This window comes from Peribacillus sp. NPDC094092 (assembly GCF_050279365.1).
GTDB lineage: Bacteria > Bacillota > Bacilli > Bacillales > DSM-1321 > Peribacillus.
In genome coordinates, this window is sequence record NZ_JBNNUC010000014.1 from 16300 (window position 1) to 34112 (window position 17813).

The 17813-nt window shown below is 39.6% G+C and carries 12 protein-coding genes, 1 rRNA gene and 1 riboswitch; of the genes, 3 read left to right on the forward strand and 10 right to left on the reverse strand.

From position 1 onward, the window contains the following. Window positions 1-38: 38 nt before the first annotated feature. Window positions 39-1538 carry a DEAD/DEAH box helicase gene (locus ACQKNS_RS27000; RefSeq protein WP_427646262.1) on the reverse strand — a complete coding sequence of 500 codons (1500 nt, stop codon included), beginning with the start codon at window positions 1536-1538 and terminating at the stop codon, window positions 39-41. Between the two features lie 1232 nt (window positions 1539-2770). On the opposite strand from ACQKNS_RS27000, the gene ACQKNS_RS27005 reads away from it, so the two are divergent. Beyond that, entirely contained in the window at window positions 2771-3922 is a 1152-nt protein-coding gene (locus tag ACQKNS_RS27005) for a PP2C family protein-serine/threonine phosphatase (protein ID WP_427646264.1), read from the forward strand. A 49-nt stretch (window positions 3923-3971) separates the two neighbouring features. Here the strand turns inward: ACQKNS_RS27005 and ACQKNS_RS27010 are convergent, their stop codons facing one another. The 3 genes from ACQKNS_RS27010 to ACQKNS_RS27020 form a co-directional block, all read right to left on the reverse strand. After that, window positions 3972-5354 (reverse strand): UDP-N-acetylmuramoyl-tripeptide--D-alanyl-D-alanine ligase, encoded by a 1383-nt coding sequence (locus ACQKNS_RS27010; protein ID WP_427646265.1) that lies wholly within the window; start codon window positions 5352-5354, stop codon window positions 3972-3974. A gap of 157 nt (window positions 5355-5511) precedes the next feature. Continuing rightward, complete coding sequence (locus ACQKNS_RS27015; RefSeq protein WP_427646267.1) at window positions 5512-6594, reverse strand: D-alanine--D-alanine ligase; 1083 nt, start codon at window positions 6592-6594, stop codon at window positions 5512-5514. A gap of 372 nt (window positions 6595-6966) precedes the next feature. Further along, entirely contained in the window at window positions 6967-7749 is a 783-nt protein-coding gene (locus ACQKNS_RS27020) for a hypothetical protein (protein WP_427646268.1), read from the reverse strand. Window positions 7750-7874: 125 nt separating this feature from the next. Between ACQKNS_RS27020 and ACQKNS_RS27025 the strand changes: the two genes are divergently transcribed. Then, entirely contained in the window at window positions 7875-8186 is a 312-nt protein-coding gene (locus tag ACQKNS_RS27025) for a hypothetical protein (protein WP_427646270.1), read from the forward strand. 120 nt (window positions 8187-8306) lie between these two features. Here the strand turns inward: ACQKNS_RS27025 and ACQKNS_RS27030 are convergent, their stop codons facing one another. The 4 genes from ACQKNS_RS27030 to ACQKNS_RS27045 form a co-directional block, all read right to left on the reverse strand. Beyond that, window positions 8307-9566, reverse strand: a complete 1260-nt coding sequence (locus tag ACQKNS_RS27030; RefSeq protein ID WP_427646271.1) for a cation:dicarboxylate symporter family transporter — start codon at window positions 9564-9566, stop codon at window positions 8307-8309. Window positions 9567-9738: 172 nt separating this feature from the next. Further along, window positions 9739-9885: riboswitch (cyclic di-AMP (ydaO/yuaA leader) on the reverse strand. Between the two features lie 198 nt (window positions 9886-10083). Next, a complete protein-coding gene (locus ACQKNS_RS27035; protein WP_427646272.1) occupies window positions 10084-11346 on the reverse strand; it encodes an efflux RND transporter periplasmic adaptor subunit in 1263 nt (420 codons plus the stop codon). A gap of 14 nt (window positions 11347-11360) precedes the next feature. Continuing rightward, window positions 11361-12023 (reverse strand): hypothetical protein, encoded by a 663-nt coding sequence (locus tag ACQKNS_RS27040; RefSeq protein ID WP_427646274.1) that lies wholly within the window; start codon window positions 12021-12023, stop codon window positions 11361-11363. Between the two features lie 257 nt (window positions 12024-12280). Further along, entirely contained in the window at window positions 12281-13159 is an 879-nt protein-coding gene (locus ACQKNS_RS27045) for a TetR/AcrR family transcriptional regulator (protein ID WP_427646276.1), read from the reverse strand. 189 nt (window positions 13160-13348) lie between these two features. On the opposite strand from ACQKNS_RS27045, the gene ACQKNS_RS27050 reads away from it, so the two are divergent. Continuing rightward, window positions 13349-16471: an efflux RND transporter permease subunit gene (locus tag ACQKNS_RS27050; RefSeq protein ID WP_427646277.1), complete on the forward strand. Its 3123-nt coding sequence runs from the start codon at window positions 13349-13351 to the stop codon at window positions 16469-16471. Between the two features lie 174 nt (window positions 16472-16645). Here the strand turns inward: ACQKNS_RS27050 and ACQKNS_RS27055 are convergent, their stop codons facing one another. Together ACQKNS_RS27055 and rrf are read right to left on the reverse strand one after the other, a co-directional pair. Next, the gene (locus tag ACQKNS_RS27055; protein WP_427646279.1) at window positions 16646-17485 is read right to left on the reverse strand and encodes a tyrosine-type recombinase/integrase; all 840 of its coding nucleotides are present in this window, start codon (window positions 17483-17485) and stop codon (window positions 16646-16648) included. 238 nt (window positions 17486-17723) lie between these two features. Next, window positions 17724-17813, reverse strand: a 5S ribosomal RNA gene (gene rrf, locus ACQKNS_RS27060); the annotation flags it as partial.

A 17813-nucleotide genomic window follows, 5' to 3' on the forward strand; every position in this document is an offset into this window, starting at 1 on the left:
AAAAAATGCCGCTCAAATGAGCGGCATTTTCCATTCAATTAAATCTTATTTGTTTTTTCTCTTTTTTGGCTCGTGCTGCGGTTTCCGTAACCATTCGATTTACGGTTTGAGCCCGGGCGTTTACTTGATCCGTTACCGTAATCTTTTCTGCCTGAAGAACTGCGGCCATTGCGCTGTCTGTTACCAGAAGAACCGCTGCCACCGCGATTGCGACGCATTGGAGATGGAGATTCTTCCGTTAACTTGATAGGCGTTTGATCCGGTTCTTTTGTCATTGATTTCAGCATGGCTGCAACTAAGTCCGCTGCGCTGTGCTTTTGTAATAATTCTTCCGCTTGACCTAGGTATAATGTTAAATCATCATTTTCGATTGTATTAAGGATTTTTTCCGTTACTGCTTTTTGTTGACCTTCCAACGCTTCAGTTAACGTAGGAGTCTTAAGTTTCACCATACGTTTTTTCGTTGTATGCTCAACCGCATGCAGTTGTCCTCTTTCTCTCGGTGTTACAAACGTAATGGCAATGCCATGTTTACCCGCACGTCCTGTACGTCCAATACGGTGAACGTAGCTTTCCGGATCTTGTGGGATATCAAAGTTGTATACGTGAGTAACGCCGGAAATATCAAGTCCACGTGCAGCCACATCAGTAGCAACGAGTACATCGATGCTGCGGTCTTTAAACTTTTTCAATACAGAAAGGCGTTTTGCCTGACTAAGGTCACCATGAATGCCTTCAGCCATATAACCGCGGATATTCAATGCAGATGCCAATTCATCCACACGGCGTTTCGTACGTCCGAAGACGATGGCAAGGTCCGGTGTTTGAATATCGAAAAGGCGTGCAAGTGTATCGAATTTTTCACTTTCTTTTAATTCCAAGTAATATTGTTCGATACGATCCACTGTCATTTCTTTTGCTTTTACACGGACAAGAACCGGATCCTGCATGAATGTTTCAGCAATTTTACGGATTGGTTCAGGCATTGTAGCCGAGAAAAGCAATGTTTGTCTTTCATCAGGAACTGTTGAAAGGATTGATTCGATATCCTCAATGAATCCCATGTTAAGCATTTCATCCGCTTCATCAAGAACGACAGTGTGAACTCCGCCTAATTTAATATTTTTACGTTTGATATGGTCTAAAAGACGGCCAGGCGTCCCAACGATAATATGTGGTTTTTTCTTCAAAGCACGGATTTGACGGTCGATATCTTGTCCACCATAAACCGCAAGTACACGAGCGCGTTTTCCGTAACCAAGCTTGAAAAGTTCCTCGGAAACTTGAATCGCTAGCTCACGTGTAGGTGCGATGACGATCCCTTGCACGTTTTCGTTATTAATATCGATGTTTTCCATCAATGGAATACCGAATGCAGCCGTTTTACCTGTTCCTGTTTGCGCTTGACCAATGATATCTTTACCTTCAAGTGCTAGTGGAATCGTTTGGGATTGAATCGGGCTCGCTTCTTCAAATCCCATTTTTTCTATAGATTTCATGGACGTTCTATCTAATCCTAATTCGCTAAACAATGTCAATGTTTTCGTACTCCTTTTTATATCGTAAATTTACACGTGCATATCATGCACAGATGTTTAGTTCAAATCCTCATCATCATGACGGATGTTCTACTTTATCTAAAAAGTTTATCATTATCACCTAAAAGTATCTGCCTTTTAGTTCAAATGAACTCAATATGATTTTTTAAAAAGGAAATATACCAGTACGAACATTCACCGGCATCTTTAATTTTCGCGCACGTGTAGACTTATCATTAACATACGCTCATCTTTTTAAAAGTACATGTAACCAAAATTAAATTCAATATGGAAAATTAAAAGTAGCATAAACGGGTGTTTGACCGTTTTATTCAGGTGAGGGCTGCTGCACCTATTATTCATCAGACTGGCTGGATGAACAAAACTTGACGAGAGCCAAGATTCTTATACAAAACAGGCCCGGTGCGTTGAGGATTTGCAGAAGTGGAAAAGCGCTAAAATGCGGCTTGATTCCCTAATAGCTACTAAAGCCGCCAAGAGATGCAGCTTTTATATATGACCAGACGCGCGGCCTATTTAATCTAAAATAATCTCAAGAATGAACTCATGAAACATGTAAGAACATACAATTTTGTTGCCTCAACCTGATTAATTTAAATAATCATCAATGATAAGACATTTAAACTCATACTCATATTACCATTTTCAAACTGTTAATGCAATAAAGGATATCGCCCCATTCAGAGTTACTAACAACTTTAAACCGTTTCAAAAATGGGGAAATTCGATGTCCCACCTGATAGTCATTAGGATTTCCTTAGCTACTAAATCGATTCATGCGTAAACGGGTCCATATTGCTGGCAAATTCGGAAAAGTGAGTTTGCCTACAGTTTCTCCCTTTAAAAACGTTCCAGTCGGATTCAGAAATCCAGTTAGGAGGATTTCAGTAGCTCTGTCCTCTTTTAGGATGAGACCATTCCAAACCACTTACTGAATCCATTTTGCAATACGAACATCTATTTAATACATGATATGTGTTTCAATCAAATAGTTTCAACAAACCTTTTTCAGGAAGGATTCGTTCGAATGAAAGGCACCATCCATAGTCACCCCCATTGGAAAAAGCAGGGGCTTATTATGAATTTACTTTGAATTTCCAGGTATTTGTAATCACTTAATTTTCGAAAATTCAAACTTTTTACTCAAAAATTATAGTAAATAAGTCTAAATGCAGTATGATGGACCTATCAACAATACAGCGGGGGGTTATATGAATATATTCACAATAGATGTTCCTTTATGTAAGGATTTTGGTCGAATCTTAAAGAAAATGAACAAGAATGTCACCTTTTTAAAGGATCCACTCAATCAAAGTCATCTATTCAAGGATTCAACGGACTTAATGAAATCATTATTTATTTTACCTTTACACATATCAAAGGATTCTTGGCAGCAAACTTCTTTGTTCGCCTTAGCTGAATCTCACGAAATCCCAATATTATTCATTTACAAACGTGCTTTACGAATGGAGCCACCTCCAACTTTACCAGAAAAGACCTTTTATGAAACCATGGCGGTCCCTGCCGATTCAGTAGAAGTCAGGATTAAATTAAAATCACTCAAAAACATCAGCATGCAACTGTTTTCAGCAAAAATGAAGGGGCAAGAGCTTGAAAAGATACATCAAAAATCAGTAAGGAGCCTGCGAATTGCAAAGGGAATTCAACGTTCGAATTTACCTTTGTCGATCAATAATGAAGATATAGAGGTCAATGGTCTTTCACAGTCTTCGAGTGAACTGTCAGGTGATTTATTTTACTGGACGGAGGTTGATGACAGGATATACGGCTTCATAATGATCGATGTATTCGGAAAGGGCATCCATACAGCACTTATAAACATGTCCATACGGACTTTGATGCCCGACCTTTTCAAACGTGTTAAAGACCCCATATTCATAACAGAGGAACTGGATAAACATATGCGGGACCTATTTCAAGGAGTTAATCGGGAAAACAAAAACCATGCTCGCATTACAGCTTTCATAGCATACGTGAATACAAAGGATCGACTCATCGAATATGTGAACTACGGACTTCCTTCAGCCTTTTTGTATTCCCCAGGCACCAACCAAATTCTCAATTTAAACGAAGGGGCCACCCCACACGGATTGAATCCCGAAATGCCCATTAAAAAAATAGGTTTTCATTATGAACCGGGTAGCCGTTTCATCATCTATACAGATGGGCTCTCTAAAACGCCCATTCCTTCTGCCTTTGACCGGGCTGACAATATTGAGAAGGAATTCATTGAAAATGTCCATCTTGATACAAATGACCTTCTTCAGGAACTTTTGGTATCAAGGATGAGGCATTCAGTGATTATCGATGACATCTGCATTATAGCAGGGACACTTTTTTAGGTACGAAAAAAGGGCCGTTTCAAAAAGAAACGGCCCTTTATATGCTTTTTTATTTTTGCAGGGCTTGAACGACTTCCTCCAGCTTCATGCCCCTGGATGCTTTAACGAGAATGATGTCATTTCCCTGAGTGGAAGACTTGAGTTCCTCTATAAGCTCCTGCTTATCTTGAAAAGGACGAACCTGCTCCGATGAGAAAGACTTGCTCGCTCCCTTGGCAATAAACTCTGCTAAAGGACCAAACGTGAAAATCTTATCAATCCGCTCATTGGAAATCAATTCACCAATTTTCAAATGAAAGTCTTTTTCCTGTGGCCCTAACTCCAACATGTCTCCCAATACAAGGATCTTTTTCTCGAATCCAGATAATCCCTCAACCAACTCCACTGCTGCCTTTACTGAAGTCGGACTGGCATTATACGCATCATTTATGATTTTCTGCCCTTTTGCGCCTTCGACCAATTCCATCCTCATATTAGTTAACTGAATGCTCGACAGACCTTTGCGGATCGCCGAATCATCCACATTGAATTCTTTAGCAGCCAAGATGGCGGCCAATGCATTAAGGACATTATGATTGCCTAATACGGGTATCTCATACTCGATTTCCTTTTCTCCACTAGCAATTGTAAACGCGGTACTGACCGCCCCTTGGCTTATGGTCTGTGGATATAAATCATTTTGTTCCGTACGTCCAAAAGATATTACGTTTAAATCAGGGAAATCGTTTTTGATCCGATTGCGGAGCAATGGTTCATCACCATGATAGATCAGCGTCCCATCTTTCGCCAATCCTTCGACAATTTCCAACTTTGCATTCGCGATTTCCTCGCGTGATCCTAAATCCAATAAGTGTGATTCACCGATATTGGTAATGATCGCGACATCAGGCTTTGCCATTTTGGATAAGAACTCGATTTCACCGCGGCTGCTCATTCCCATTTCCAAGACAGCAGCTTCAGTATCCTCATCCATAGAAAGTACCGTCAGTGGTAAACCTAAATGATTATTGAAGTTTCCGATGGTTTTATGAACTTTATAGGTAGTGGCCAGCAATGCAGCCGTCATATCTTTCGTTGTCGTCTTACCGTTGCTTCCTGTTATCCCAATGACTTTTATATTCAACTGCTGACGGTAAGAACGCGCCAATTGCTGAAGTGCTTTCTCAGTATTTTCGACAATGATTATCGGTAAATCATTAGGAGGATTCGGAACATCCCTTTGCCAAAAAGAAGCAGCAGCTCCTTGCGCCAATGCTTGCTTGACATACTGATGTCCGTCAACCTGCCCGCCCTTAAGCGGAATGAACAAACATCCTTCCTTAACCGTTCTTGAATCGATGGTGACACCGTCAATTCCTATTGACTGGAATGGACTGATATCATTCAATCCCTCTGCCATTTCATGTACTTGTTTTAACGTTCTCTTTATCATTTTGTTCCTCCTACATTCATCGAACCGTTATCGCCCTCTACTTCCAATAACCAAACGAAGCAGAAACCAGTTTAAATCGTACCGGTTCCTGCTGATTGGAATCCATCAAATCAACGTTTGATGGATTGTGAAGTTAACTGCTGCATTACTTGCATGATCAAACTGTATATTTGATTTGTTGTTTTTCCTGATGACGGTCCAATGCAAGTTTCACGAGTTTTTCAATTAGCGCTGGATAATCGACACCTGTATGCTTCCACAATAACGGAAACATGCTGAAAGGAGTAAATCCTGGCATTGTATTCACTTCATTAATATAGATTTGCCCCTCATTCGTTAAGAAGAAATCAGCGCGAACCAATCCAGAGCAATCCAATGACTTAAAGGCAGTAATGGCCATTTCCGATAAAGTTGCATACTCGCTTTCCGATATCTCCGCCGGAATGACCATCGCTGAATTACCGTCTACATATTTTGCTGAATAATCATAGAAGGCAAAATCCTTCTTAGGGATGATTTCACCCGCCACTGAACAAGAAGGTTCATCATTACCAAGAATACCAAACTCGAGTTCACGAGCAACGACCCCTTCTTCAATGATGATCTTCCGATCGAATTGAAACGCTTCCGCTACTGCTTTTTCCAGTTCATCAGCATCATTACATTTACTGATGCCGACACTCGAACCTAAATTGGCAGGTTTGACAAAACAAGGGTACCCCAATTCATCCGCTACCTTTTTAATGGCACTTTCAGTATTCTTCTCCCATTCGGAACGAATGAACCAAGTGTATTTCACTTGCGGAAGTCCTGCCTGGGCAAAAATATTTTTCATGATGACCTTATCCATTCCTGCTGATGAAGCCAAAACGCCATTCCCTACATAAGGAAGGTTCAATAGTTCCAACATCCCTTGGACGGTCCCATCTTCCCCATTCGGTCCGTGAAGCAATGGGAAAATTACGTCATACCCTGTAGATTCACTATTTTCATCAGTTGAATGTGCCTGCAAGGCAAGAGGCGAGCTCGATTTTTCCGGAGAAAATGTCAAAGCCTCCACATTCTCGGCAGGACCTGTTAACTTCGGTCCATTAATCCATGAACCCTCTTTTGTTATGTAAATCGGATATATATCAAACTTTGCTAAATCGAGAGCTTTAATGACCGCTAAAGCCGTCTGCATAGAAACCTCATGCTCCGCAGATTTTCCACCATAAAGCAAACCAAGTTTAGTTTTCATGAGTATTACCCTCCAATATTCTTTTAACCATGTTCATTGTATCACTTTACACTAAAACGGATAAAGCGAAACTTCCATCATTCGAGCTTTACCAATGATGGTTAGTTGAGCCAATCAGGCATTTACAGGCTGTTAGACCTCCACATTTCATTTTTGTTACATCATCCATCCGCCTGCCCTGCAGCCTGTTGATGCGGGGTGATCCGAAACTTCCATCATTGGTTATTCTCCAACGATTGCCATAATCAGAACGAGAATGAAACCGCTACGTCCTGTGAGTCGCCCCCTCTTATCTTTTATGCATGAGATGGTAAGTCTTACACCTAAAAAATTTTAGGATGTCAAATCCACTAACCCCGGAAATTGGGATAATCAGGAGGATGATGTATTATTAATAACGCTTTCCCATACCTTTTCTTTTCGATAGAAGATAATAAAGGCATCAGGTTCATTACTATCTCTACCCAAAAAGTCGTCATGCATCTCATCCATATTTAAATAATCCCCTACTACCCAAGCAGGTATCTCAATTTTCGTTCTTGTATACTTAATATCCCGAAAGGAAAAAGCGAGCCCCTCTCCCAAAAGATGGGCCAAGGAAGAAATGATTTCTGCAGGAATCGCCGTCAGTTCTTTTTTCTTTCTGATTCCAAGCCACGTCCTCTCTGCTTTTAACGGCTCCAACTTTAACGGAATCAGGCTTCCTAACATCATATAATATGTCGAAAGAGAACGAAAATAAATTTTATTGAACCAGCCATCATCCTGGGCAAGGTACACAAATTGATTATTCAATTTACGGAAAAACGGGGGACTCAGATGGGTTTTAGCGTGTCCTAAATATAAAAGTTCCGCTATTTCCCTTCCATCCAATTCATCCAGCCCTTCCTCCTCTTCAAAATCAACCCAACAGAAATCTCCATATGCCCGAACATTTTCTTTAACGAGCTTCCCAATATCCTCAGATGAAGCGCTATCAAGCAGGACATTCAAATTGTATTCCCCACCATCGAATTGATGTTTCAATAATAAGATCGAATCCAGGGTATATGGCAGCGAATAGACGAATTCACGAAAATTGAGTCCATTAAAAAGGACAAACCGTTCAGAAGCCTGCATATACATATATAAGATATCATTGCTATCATTCTTCATAACCTGACCCCCTCCGAGCTCTAATCAATAATGTTATTTTATCAAACTTTTGAGTTTTCACGTAAATTATATAGCACCCAATATTAATCATCATCATAAAGCGGAACACGAAGTCCATCAAATAAATGCAAACTCCGCAGCAAAAACGCTCATTGATTATAAAAGAAATCAACCGCATTTTATATCCTGAAGGACTCTTCCTTCACCCAACACATGAGCGTCAAAACGATGATCATCCGAACTTCCGGGAACAAGAGGAAATGAGTTGGTGTGGAGGTAAACGGGAGGGAAGGCCTTATGACTTTGGGGATATTTTGATATCCGGAAAGACGCTTCAAGAAGATACTTCCCTTCATATCCCTGCTCAACTTGAAGTACTTGGTTGCCTGAAGAAAATAGGATTAACAGTCATCCAGAGCTTTTACCGAAGTGAATGATTCCATGAAAACGATGATGTCAACGCTTTCTCTTCCGATCACAGCTTACGGATCAAAAAACAAAAAGCGCATTTTAATTCAAAAAAAGTCCAGAGTGACATTCCACTCTGGACTTTTTTATTAAGAAACTTGCTCTAATTCTTTTTTGGAAGGTGGGTTGAATTGACCTTCCCATTTAGAGATGACGATTGCTGCAAGTGAATTACCGATAACGTTTACTACTGTACGTCCCATATCAAGAATACGGTCGATACCGGCAATAAATGCTAGACCTTCAATAGGAATACCGACAGTTCCTAATGTCGCTAAAAGAACTACGAAAGACACACCCGGTACACCCGCAATCCCCTTGGACGTGATCATTAACACTAGCATTAGCGTAATTTGCTCATACATGCTTAAATCGATTCCGTACATTTGAGCGATGAAGATTGCCGCTAACGCTTGGTATAATGTAGAACCATCAAGGTTAAAAGAATATCCAGTCGGAATAACAAATGTAGCAATATGTTTCGGACATCCCGCTTTCTCCATTTTTTCCATGATTTTCGGAAGAACCGCTTCTGAACTTGCAGTAGAGAAAGCAAGGATCAATTCTTCTTTTAGAAGTTTAATTAACGTAAAGATATTGAATCCGACAAATTTCGCAATAATGCCAAGAATGACTATTACAAAGAAAATCATTGTTCCGTAAACAGAAAGCGCTAACTTTCCTAGCGGAATTAAAGATTCCAAACCGAACTTGGAGATCGTCACACCGATTAGTGCAAATACACCGATAGGAGCGAATTTCATGACCATGTTAGTTAGGTAGAACATTCCTTCAGCTACACCTTGGAAGAAACGGAATACTGGTTTACCCTTTTCACCGATGGCCGCAATACTAAGTCCAAACAACACGGAGAAGAAAATGATCGCTAGCATATCGCCTTCTACCATGGCTTTAACTGGATTGGATGGCACAATGTGAACGATTGTATCTACAAAAGATTCATGTTGCTTAGTTTCGGCTGTATCAACATAGGTAGAAATATCAGTTTGTTCTAGCTTGTCCATATTTACACCAACACCAGGCTGGATGATATTCGCTGAAATTAAACCAACAGCAATCGCAATCATAGTTACCACAACAAAGTATGATATTGATTTAGCTCCAAGTTTACCTACTGATTTTAAATCGCCTACACCAGCAACTGCAACGATAAGACTTGACACAATGATTGGCACTACAATCATTTTAATCATTCGTAGGAAAATGTCTCCGAATGGCTGTAAAAAGTTTTGAGCCGATTCACTACCATAAAAAATGGCACCAACGATAATCCCTAAAATTAAACCAATGAAAATTTGGCTAGCTAAACTTAATTTGAATTTCTTCATTTACTTTCCTCACCTTCCATAAAGTCTTTGATGCAAAAACATTTTTGTCTCGGTAAGGGAAACAAGATACTAATAAAAGAAAGTAATTTTTCTTTTTTTGAAAAACTCTGTCTTTACGCCGAAAAAAAAGACACTTCATGTGTCGATTTCTTATTGGCGTGAATATTCACACATGTTCCCTTAAAGACGCTGACGAGGTTAGCTGTCGGGTTAGGAATTGGAAACACAAAGCCCTTTCATTTCTGAATTCACCCCTAGCGGATAAAATCCACAAAAATGGGTCCCCCGTTCTTGGAATAAGATTAAGCGAGTTAACTTATAATAAAATATTATACTAAAAATGATAATCTGTAAATATTTATTCGCATCCATTCTAGAAAAAATCTTTAAACATGTCTGAATATTCTGTATTAGCTGCTATTGTATCTATAATTACTCTTCCCGATTTTTAATCCCTTAAGTTATATTAATATAATTAATGAATAATTTGACATCACCTCTCTTTTTGAAGGAACGGTTATTTTTCCAAAATGCCAAGTAACAGATATCTTACTTTTTCCCTAGAGGTGAATTTTTTATAAGTTGTAACTCTCACTTTTTCAAATTGAATCGGGGTAATAAAATTAGAATGGTTCTTCACTGCCATATCCGGCTTCAGCAGGATGACGTCACCTACCGACGGTCCCTTTATGATTTCTTGCTTTCCTTCTGCTTTAAGCCCTTTTGTAATGTAATGTTTATCCACATATCCTTTTTTAGTCAATTTATAAATATAAGGCTGCTTTTGGTAATTTACCGCTTCTATAGGAACGGATGGTACACCGGCTTTTTCATTGGTTATTACAGTAAGATCGACTTTCGTTCCCACCAACAAATGTTCCGTTTCTTCGCCTTCCGGGTCGATTAAAGCCTGAAATGGAAATCTGTTATCTTTTTTTAACGATGGCTCTTCGGCTGGATAGGAATGGATACGGCCTATCGTTCCTTTCAATGCCTTTTTTGAATCAGAGGAACTTGCTTTTATAGTCATGCCCACTTCGGCCTTTTTCATTTCATCTTCGGAGAATTCCCCTTCAATTGCCATATTTGTAGAAACTATGGATATGATGGGGTTTTTCAGGTTTTTATTGATATTTTTAACTACACCATCCGCCTCGCTCGTCGTCACGATTGCATTGGATTGTTCCTCAATTGAACCTAATTTGGCGTCAAGCATTTTCACTTTTTCATTCAAACTGTTTCTTTCCAGTTCCTGCTTGTACATTTCTTGCTCAAGGTTACTTTTAATAAGATCCGGCGAGCTTGTTGTTAAATCATTACTCAAGTTTTTTTCCACTGATTCATCAATGGCCGCTATTCCAGAATCACTGGTCAGGGATCCTTGATATGACCTCAACTTGCCTATGTATTCTTCAATCCCTGCAATTTCCCCCTCAACCGCCGTTTTCTCCGCTTCTAAATCCGCTTTTAGTGCATCAAGTTCGGTCGTCGCATACTCAAACAACGAGGTGCCAGCCGTAATCGCATCGCCTTCTTTTACAAGGAATTTCTTAAAATCATTTTTCTTGGCATCAAAATAGATATCATACTCTTCTACAGGTTTAATTACCCCATTTGTTTGAATAGTATCCGTAATTGTATCCTTTTTTACCTTTGTCCAGTTTTCAACGAAAACAGTTCGTTCCACTTTGCTTTCTTTTTTTTCAAGGAGGTATATATTAACGGCTATCAACACTATCGATACAATCGAGATCGCTGCCATTTTCCATTTTCCGCTCATTCTTTTCACCCGCCTTATACAAATACGCCTACTTGGATGTATGCTAAAAAGGCTTTAACAAACCATGTGGCCAGATAGAATAGAACAATCATAAAAAGGACCAAATAATTATTTCGTTCTGAAAATTCCTTTAAATAAAAATATTGCAGAGCAATAATAAGAAATTGAAATATGGTGATTTCACTGAAAAAATAAATGAAATAATCACTTCTGAGAAAATACTGACTGATGATTCCCAATGAGAAAGGATTGGCATCGCTGCCTATATCCATTAAAACGAATAGAGGGATCAGTAATACTTTTTCCACTAATTGCAAACCAAAAAGAATCATTTGAACGATAACTAATTTTATATATGGGATATCAGTAACGATCCAAAAGAATAGAGCTGCTAAAAATATGTATATGGAAGGGTCGAGTATGCCAGTTATTATATTGCCGCTCAAAATCAGCAACTTTGCTGCTTCGAATTCATCGGCACTCATCGTCGTGACTTCTTTGGAAAACGATTCCGAACCAATGCCAAAATATCCCCCAATGGCGAAAACTATAAGACTAAGAACATATAAAAATAATAATTTCAATCCAAGCTTTGTGACTGCCTCTGCATTTTGCAGCTGATAACGACTCCGATAAGGTTCTAAAATGCCCTTTAACAATCCGACCTGGTACACCATATGTGGTCCTCCTGCAAAAAATGATATTTCATCATATATTTTATCTTATTTTGGAAACAATTGCAGAAATAAGGGATGAATATACAAAAAAAACACATATGCCATTCCCCCATATTTAATTCCCACACTAATTTGGTGTTAATGCTGACAATTGAGAGAGTGTCTTCTCCCCACCACTAATACTTTTCCTTACCCCCGCTTTTGAAAGACATTAGCCAATGAAAAAAAGAGGCTATACGCCCCTTTCGGTAAAGCCTTCATATATTCAACAAATAATCCTTCATCATTAAGATAAGCTTTGAACTCAGCGGACTTCTTTTTTCATTTTTTTCCAAAAACAACAAAAGGCTTTCCAAGATGATGGGACTTGGCCTAACTTTTGAAAACTCTTCCTGGATCGCCTTTAAAGCTTCCGTATTCTTATTTGTTTCCATTCCCTCTTCCTTACGCGTTTCCACTTCCAGCATCCTGGCGAGGATCGAATGGATTTCCTCTTTTGGGCTCATATCCCGCATCGAGCATCCTGGTAGGGGGAATTGTTTCAATAATGGATCTTCCATGTTCTGCAGGCTCGCGATGATGGAATCCATCCGGTTCAATATGAAACTAGGTAACAATTCCACATCGAAAGCATTTTGTTTCCTGATCAATATCCCGATATAGCCTTTGAAAAGGGAATCCAAAATTATGGTGCAATCCGGCAAAATATCAGCGGAAAGTCCGGGGTATAGCTCAATGATTTTACGCTTGAACCAAATCAAGCCCTCTTCATGGATATAATGTAAAAATTCATCTAGTTCTTTGCTGATATGAACCATTTGTTCCTGCATCATCATTTGGATCAAGTTAGTATTTCCTGTCATATGCTCAATGTGGACAGTGATTTGCCTCATGAATTTATCTTTGCTGGTTAATGAAGCATCCAGTTCAAGATCAAGCAATGAGTCCGTCAATGCTTCATAATAAAATTTAAAAATGGAGACAAGCAGTTCTTCCTTCGATTTAAAATGATTATAAAAAGACCCTTTTGCTATCCCACATTTTTCAGCTATTTCCTGAACGGAAGTGGCATGATAGCCTTTCTCCGCGAAAAGCTCTACAGACTTATCTATGATTTTCTTATTTTTTTCTTTCATCAAATTCATCCTATCCCTTAAAATTGTCCATTGGTGACCAATGGGTCACTTCTTCCAAATTGTATCCTAAAACCCTTGAAATCACAACGTTAACACTACCGATTATTATCTGTTGCAATCATATTACATATACTATATATTTGAGCTTGTGACCGACTAGTCACAATTTTATGTATGGAGGGTACAAGCTTGAATTCGATTATTAAATTTTCATTAAAGAATAAATTGGCAATCTGGTTGCTTACGATCATCATCGTTGCAGCTGGTTTATACTCCGGTTTAAACATGAAACAAGAAACCATTCCAAGCATCTCGACTCCTTTGATAAGCATCTCCACTGTATATCCTGGAGCTGCACCTGAAGAAGTAGCAGATAAGCTCACAGACCAGATAGAGCAGAAAGTAACAAATTTGCCAGGAGTCGAATTAGTCAGTTCTTCGTCCATGGCCAATGCCTCTTCCGTCCAATTACAATATGATTATGATACCGATATGGACGACGCTGTAAAAGAAGTGAAGGAAGCTTTAGAGAAATTAGAACTTCCTGAAGAAGTGGATGACCCAAGCGTATCAAAATTAGAATTAAACGCTTTTCCTGTCGTCGCACTCAGTGTAACAGATAAGGGTTCTGATTTACCAGCTCTTACAAAAAACGTTGAAGAGGTGTTGGTGCCTAAACTTGAAGGAATTGACGGCGTGACTTCCGTATCAATTTCGGGACAACAAGTAAATGAAGGCAGCCTTGTATTCGACAAGGAAAAAATGGCTCAATACGGGCTCGATGAAGATACCGTTAAGAAGGTTATCCAGGCCGCAAATGTCAACATGCCGCTTGGCATATATAACTTTGATGATAAAGAAAAAACGATTGTTGTGGATGGAAACATCTCCACATTAAAAGACCTGAAAAATATAAAGATACCTTTAACCGGCGGCTCTCAAGCAGGAACGCCAGCACAAACCGGACCGGAAACCAATCAATCTCCTGAAATGGCAACAGGTCCCGCCCAACTTCAAAGCGTCAAATTATCAGACATTGCCGATGTAAAAATCACCGGTAAGGCTGAATCGATTTCAAGAACGAACCGAAGCGAATCAATCGGGATTCAGGTTACAAGATCGCCTGATGCCGATACGGTTGCAATCGTAGACGAAGTAAATGAAGAAGTAACGAATTTTAAAGAAGATTTTAAAGGCGTAAGTGTACACACTACGCTTGATCAAGCCCAACCGATTAAAGATTCTGTTGAAACCATGATCAGCAAGGCACTCTTCGGCTGTCTGTTTGCCGTCATTGTCATCATGCTGTTCCTTAGGAATTTTAAAACGACTCTCATTTCCGTCATTTCGATTCCATTATCCCTGTTAGCAGCCCTTTTGGTGCTCAAACAAATGGATATTTCATTGAATGTCATGACACTGGGTGCCATGACGGTTGCCATTGGACGGGTCGTCGATGACTCCATTGTCGTCATTGAAAATATATATAGGAGAATGGCTTTAAAAGGCGAACAATTAAAAGGCGGCGAATTAATACGATCGGCCACTAAGGAAATGTTCATCCCTATCCTTTCATCGACAATCGTTACTGTAGCCGTATACCTGCCTTTAGCAAGCGTTACAGGACCTGTCGGGGAACTATTCATGCCATTTGCCTTAACAATGGTGTTTGCATTAGTCGCTTCATTAATAATTGCCATCACACTCGTTCCGGCAATGGCAGACTCTTTATTTAAAAAGGGACTATCTAAAAAAGAACTAAAATCACATGAAGAAAAACCAAGCAAACTATCTGCATTCTACCGAAGAGCATTGGATTGGTCTTTAAACCATAAGTTGATCACTTTCGGTACAGCCATTGTATTATTGGTCGGCAGCTTATTCCTAATCCCAAGCATCGGTGTCAGCTTCATGCCTGCAGATGAAGAAAAAACGATTATCGTCACTTACACTCCCGCACCTGGAGAGTTAAAAGAGGATATAGTAAAACAAACAGAAAAAGTAGAAAAATACTTCATGGATAAAGACGATGTGGAGACCGTTCAATACACACTTGGTGAAAGCATGATGGGCGGCATGATGGGCGGCTCGAGTAACTCGGCTCTCTTCTATGTACTCTATGATAAAGACACCGAAAATTTCGGGGACAAAAAAGAAACGGTCATAAAGGATTTATCTGAGCTGGATTCACCCGGAACTTGGAAACAGCAAGAATTCACGTCAACATCAAGCAACGAAACCACTCTATTTGTTTACGGAAATACACAAAAAGACATTGAACCGGTAATTGATGATATTCAAAATATCATGAAGAAAAATAAAGATTTAAAAGATGTTGATACAAGCCTTTCAGATGCTTATGAGCAGTATACACTAGTCGCAGACCAGGAAAAGCTAAGCGAACTTGGACTGACAGCTGCACAAATTGGTATGTCCATTGCCAATACGAATAAAGATGATGCCATAACTACGATTAAGAAAGAAGGAGAAGAAGTCAAAGTATATGTCGAGACAGAAGAAACGACTTTCGAAGACAAAAATGACCTTGAGAATACGAAAATTTCTTCTCCAATGGGAATCGAAGTCCCATTGAAAGAGCTTGTGAAAATTGAAGAAGGCAAAGCTTCCGATACAATCAGCCGCCGCGATGGAAAAATTTATGCCGACGTATCTGCAACAATCAAAACGGATGATGTGGCAGCAGTAACCGCTGAGGTACAAAAGGAAGTTGATAAATTAGACCTACCCGCAAGCGTCACTATAGACTATGGCGGAGTGACGGAAGATATCCAGGAATCATTCACTCAACTTGGTATCGCTATGTTAGCGGCCGTTGCTATCGTATACTTTGTTCTAGTCGTTACTTTCCATGGCGGTTTAGCACCAATAGCCATTCTCTTCTCCTTACCATTTACGGTAATCGGGGCATTGGCAGGGCTATTCATTGCAGGTGAGACCATCAGCGTTTCAGCAATGATGGGTGTCCTAATGCTTATTGGTATCGTCGTAACCAATGCCATCGTATTAGTGGACCGTGTTATCAAGAATGAAGAATCCGGGCTATCCACCAGGGAAGCTTTACTCGAGGCAGGATCCACCCGCCTGCGTCCAATCCTGATGACTGCACTTGCCACAATCGGTGCTTTAATACCTCTGGCAATCGGTGCGGAAGGCAGTGGATTAATATCACAAGGTTTGGGAATTACCGTTATCGGCGGACTTGTGAGTTCTACATTGCTAACACTTGTAATAGTGCCGGTAGTATATGAAGTTATCATGAAAATAGGTAAAAGGAAGAAAAAAACAGTTTAGTAACAACGAAAAAGAAAGAGGGGATTCCTTATATTAGGAACCCCCTCTTTCTTTATTTCCCCTTCTCATATGACTAAACGTCCTATTCGTCATTTCCAAGGAAATTCGTTTGTTTTAAAACTTTATTTAAACAAAAAAGGGAAAGAACCCGCTTTCCCTTTTAATTTCTATAGATTAGTGTTTGGTGAAAGTTTGATCTATCGCATTTGCCAGATCCAGCGATTCCTCTTTTAGATAACGCTTCGTTACGTTTAAATCTTTATGACCGGCAAGCTTTGATATCGTTTGTATATCTATTCCATTATCCACTAGCCTTTGGCAAAAGGTATGCCGCAGTTTATGTGGATGCACATTGTATTTCTTTAATATATATTGAACTGACCTCGGAGTGATCCTTTGATTATAGCTCGAGATGAATAACGGATCCGCTTTTTCTTTTAAAGAATAAAGATAATTTTTTACATGTTGTATAGCCGATACTGTAAGGGGAACGGATCTATCGATTTCACCTTTTGCGTTCCTGACAAGGATATAATTTCGCTCTGTTTCCATAATGACGTCACGGCCATTTAAGTCACATAATTCAGAAACGCGAATTCCAGTATGCAACAAAAGGTAGACGATGGCAATGTTCCTTAGATTTCCTTCTGCTTCTATATCCCTTAACAGGATCTGCTGCTCATTGATGCTTAAAGTTTCAGGTATCTCAAGCTTATGCTCCTTAACCTTACGTTCCACAGGAAGCATTACTTGCGGTTTGCCTAAAAACTTAAAGAAGACATTTAGGGCGATATAGTGTTTTTCGATTGTTCCTGGGCTTTTCTTGCAATTTTCTAAATTATCAAGATAACCCTGGACATCTTCAGAATGAATCTCCAACAATATCTTTTGTGTCTGGTCACAAAACTGTGAAAGGACACCAGTATACGTTTTGATCGTATTAGCTGATTTGCCTTGGTCTCTCAACCATTCAGCAAACGAAAAAATCATTTCATCTTTAGCAGAGGTATCCATCGGCTATTCCCCCATTGACAGTTTCAGAACTATGTTAAGTTTAACATATATCCCTACAGAAACGAAGAATTCTGTCCCTTTGTCTTATACAGATATACTTGATACAGGTAGCGGTAGAAATTCAGATGCATTTATAGTATATCCCACCATTTATACGGTATATAACTTTATTTAGGGTCCTTTTGAGCCACTACTCAACCTCAAAAAAAGACCAGCCGGATGGCTGATCTTTGAAATGGCTTGGCGGCGTCCTACTCTCACAGGGGGAAACCCCCAACTACCATCGGCGCTGAAGAGCTTAACTGCCGTGTTCGGAATGGGAACGGGT

Coding starts and splice junctions, on each gene's coding strand:
- ACQKNS_RS27005 (WP_427646264.1), top strand. CDS start 2,771: ATGAATATATTCACAATAGATGTTCCTTTATGTAAGGATTTTGGTCGA.
- ACQKNS_RS27010 (WP_427646265.1), bottom strand. CDS start 5,354: ATGATAAAGAGAACGTTAAAACAAGTACATGAAATGGCAGAGGGATTG.
- ACQKNS_RS27015 (WP_427646267.1), bottom strand. CDS start 6,594: ATGAAAACTAAACTTGGTTTGCTTTATGGTGGAAAATCTGCGGAGCAT.
- ACQKNS_RS27020 (WP_427646268.1), bottom strand. CDS start 7,749: ATGAAGAATGATAGCAATGATATCTTATATATGTATATGCAGGCTTCT.
- ACQKNS_RS27025 (WP_427646270.1), top strand. CDS start 7,875: ATGCAAACTCCGCAGCAAAAACGCTCATTGATTATAAAAGAAATCAAC.
- ACQKNS_RS27030 (WP_427646271.1), bottom strand. CDS start 9,566: ATGAAGAAATTCAAATTAAGTTTAGCTAGCCAAATTTTCATTGGTTTA.
- ACQKNS_RS27035 (WP_427646272.1), bottom strand. CDS start 11,346: ATGAGCGGAAAATGGAAAATGGCAGCGATCTCGATTGTATCGATAGTG.
- ACQKNS_RS27040 (WP_427646274.1), bottom strand. CDS start 12,023: ATGGTGTACCAGGTCGGATTGTTAAAGGGCATTTTAGAACCTTATCGG.
- ACQKNS_RS27045 (WP_427646276.1), bottom strand. CDS start 13,159: ATGAAAGAAAAAAATAAGAAAATCATAGATAAGTCTGTAGAGCTTTTC.
- ACQKNS_RS27055 (WP_427646279.1), bottom strand. CDS start 17,485: ATGGATACCTCTGCTAAAGATGAAATGATTTTTTCGTTTGCTGAATGG.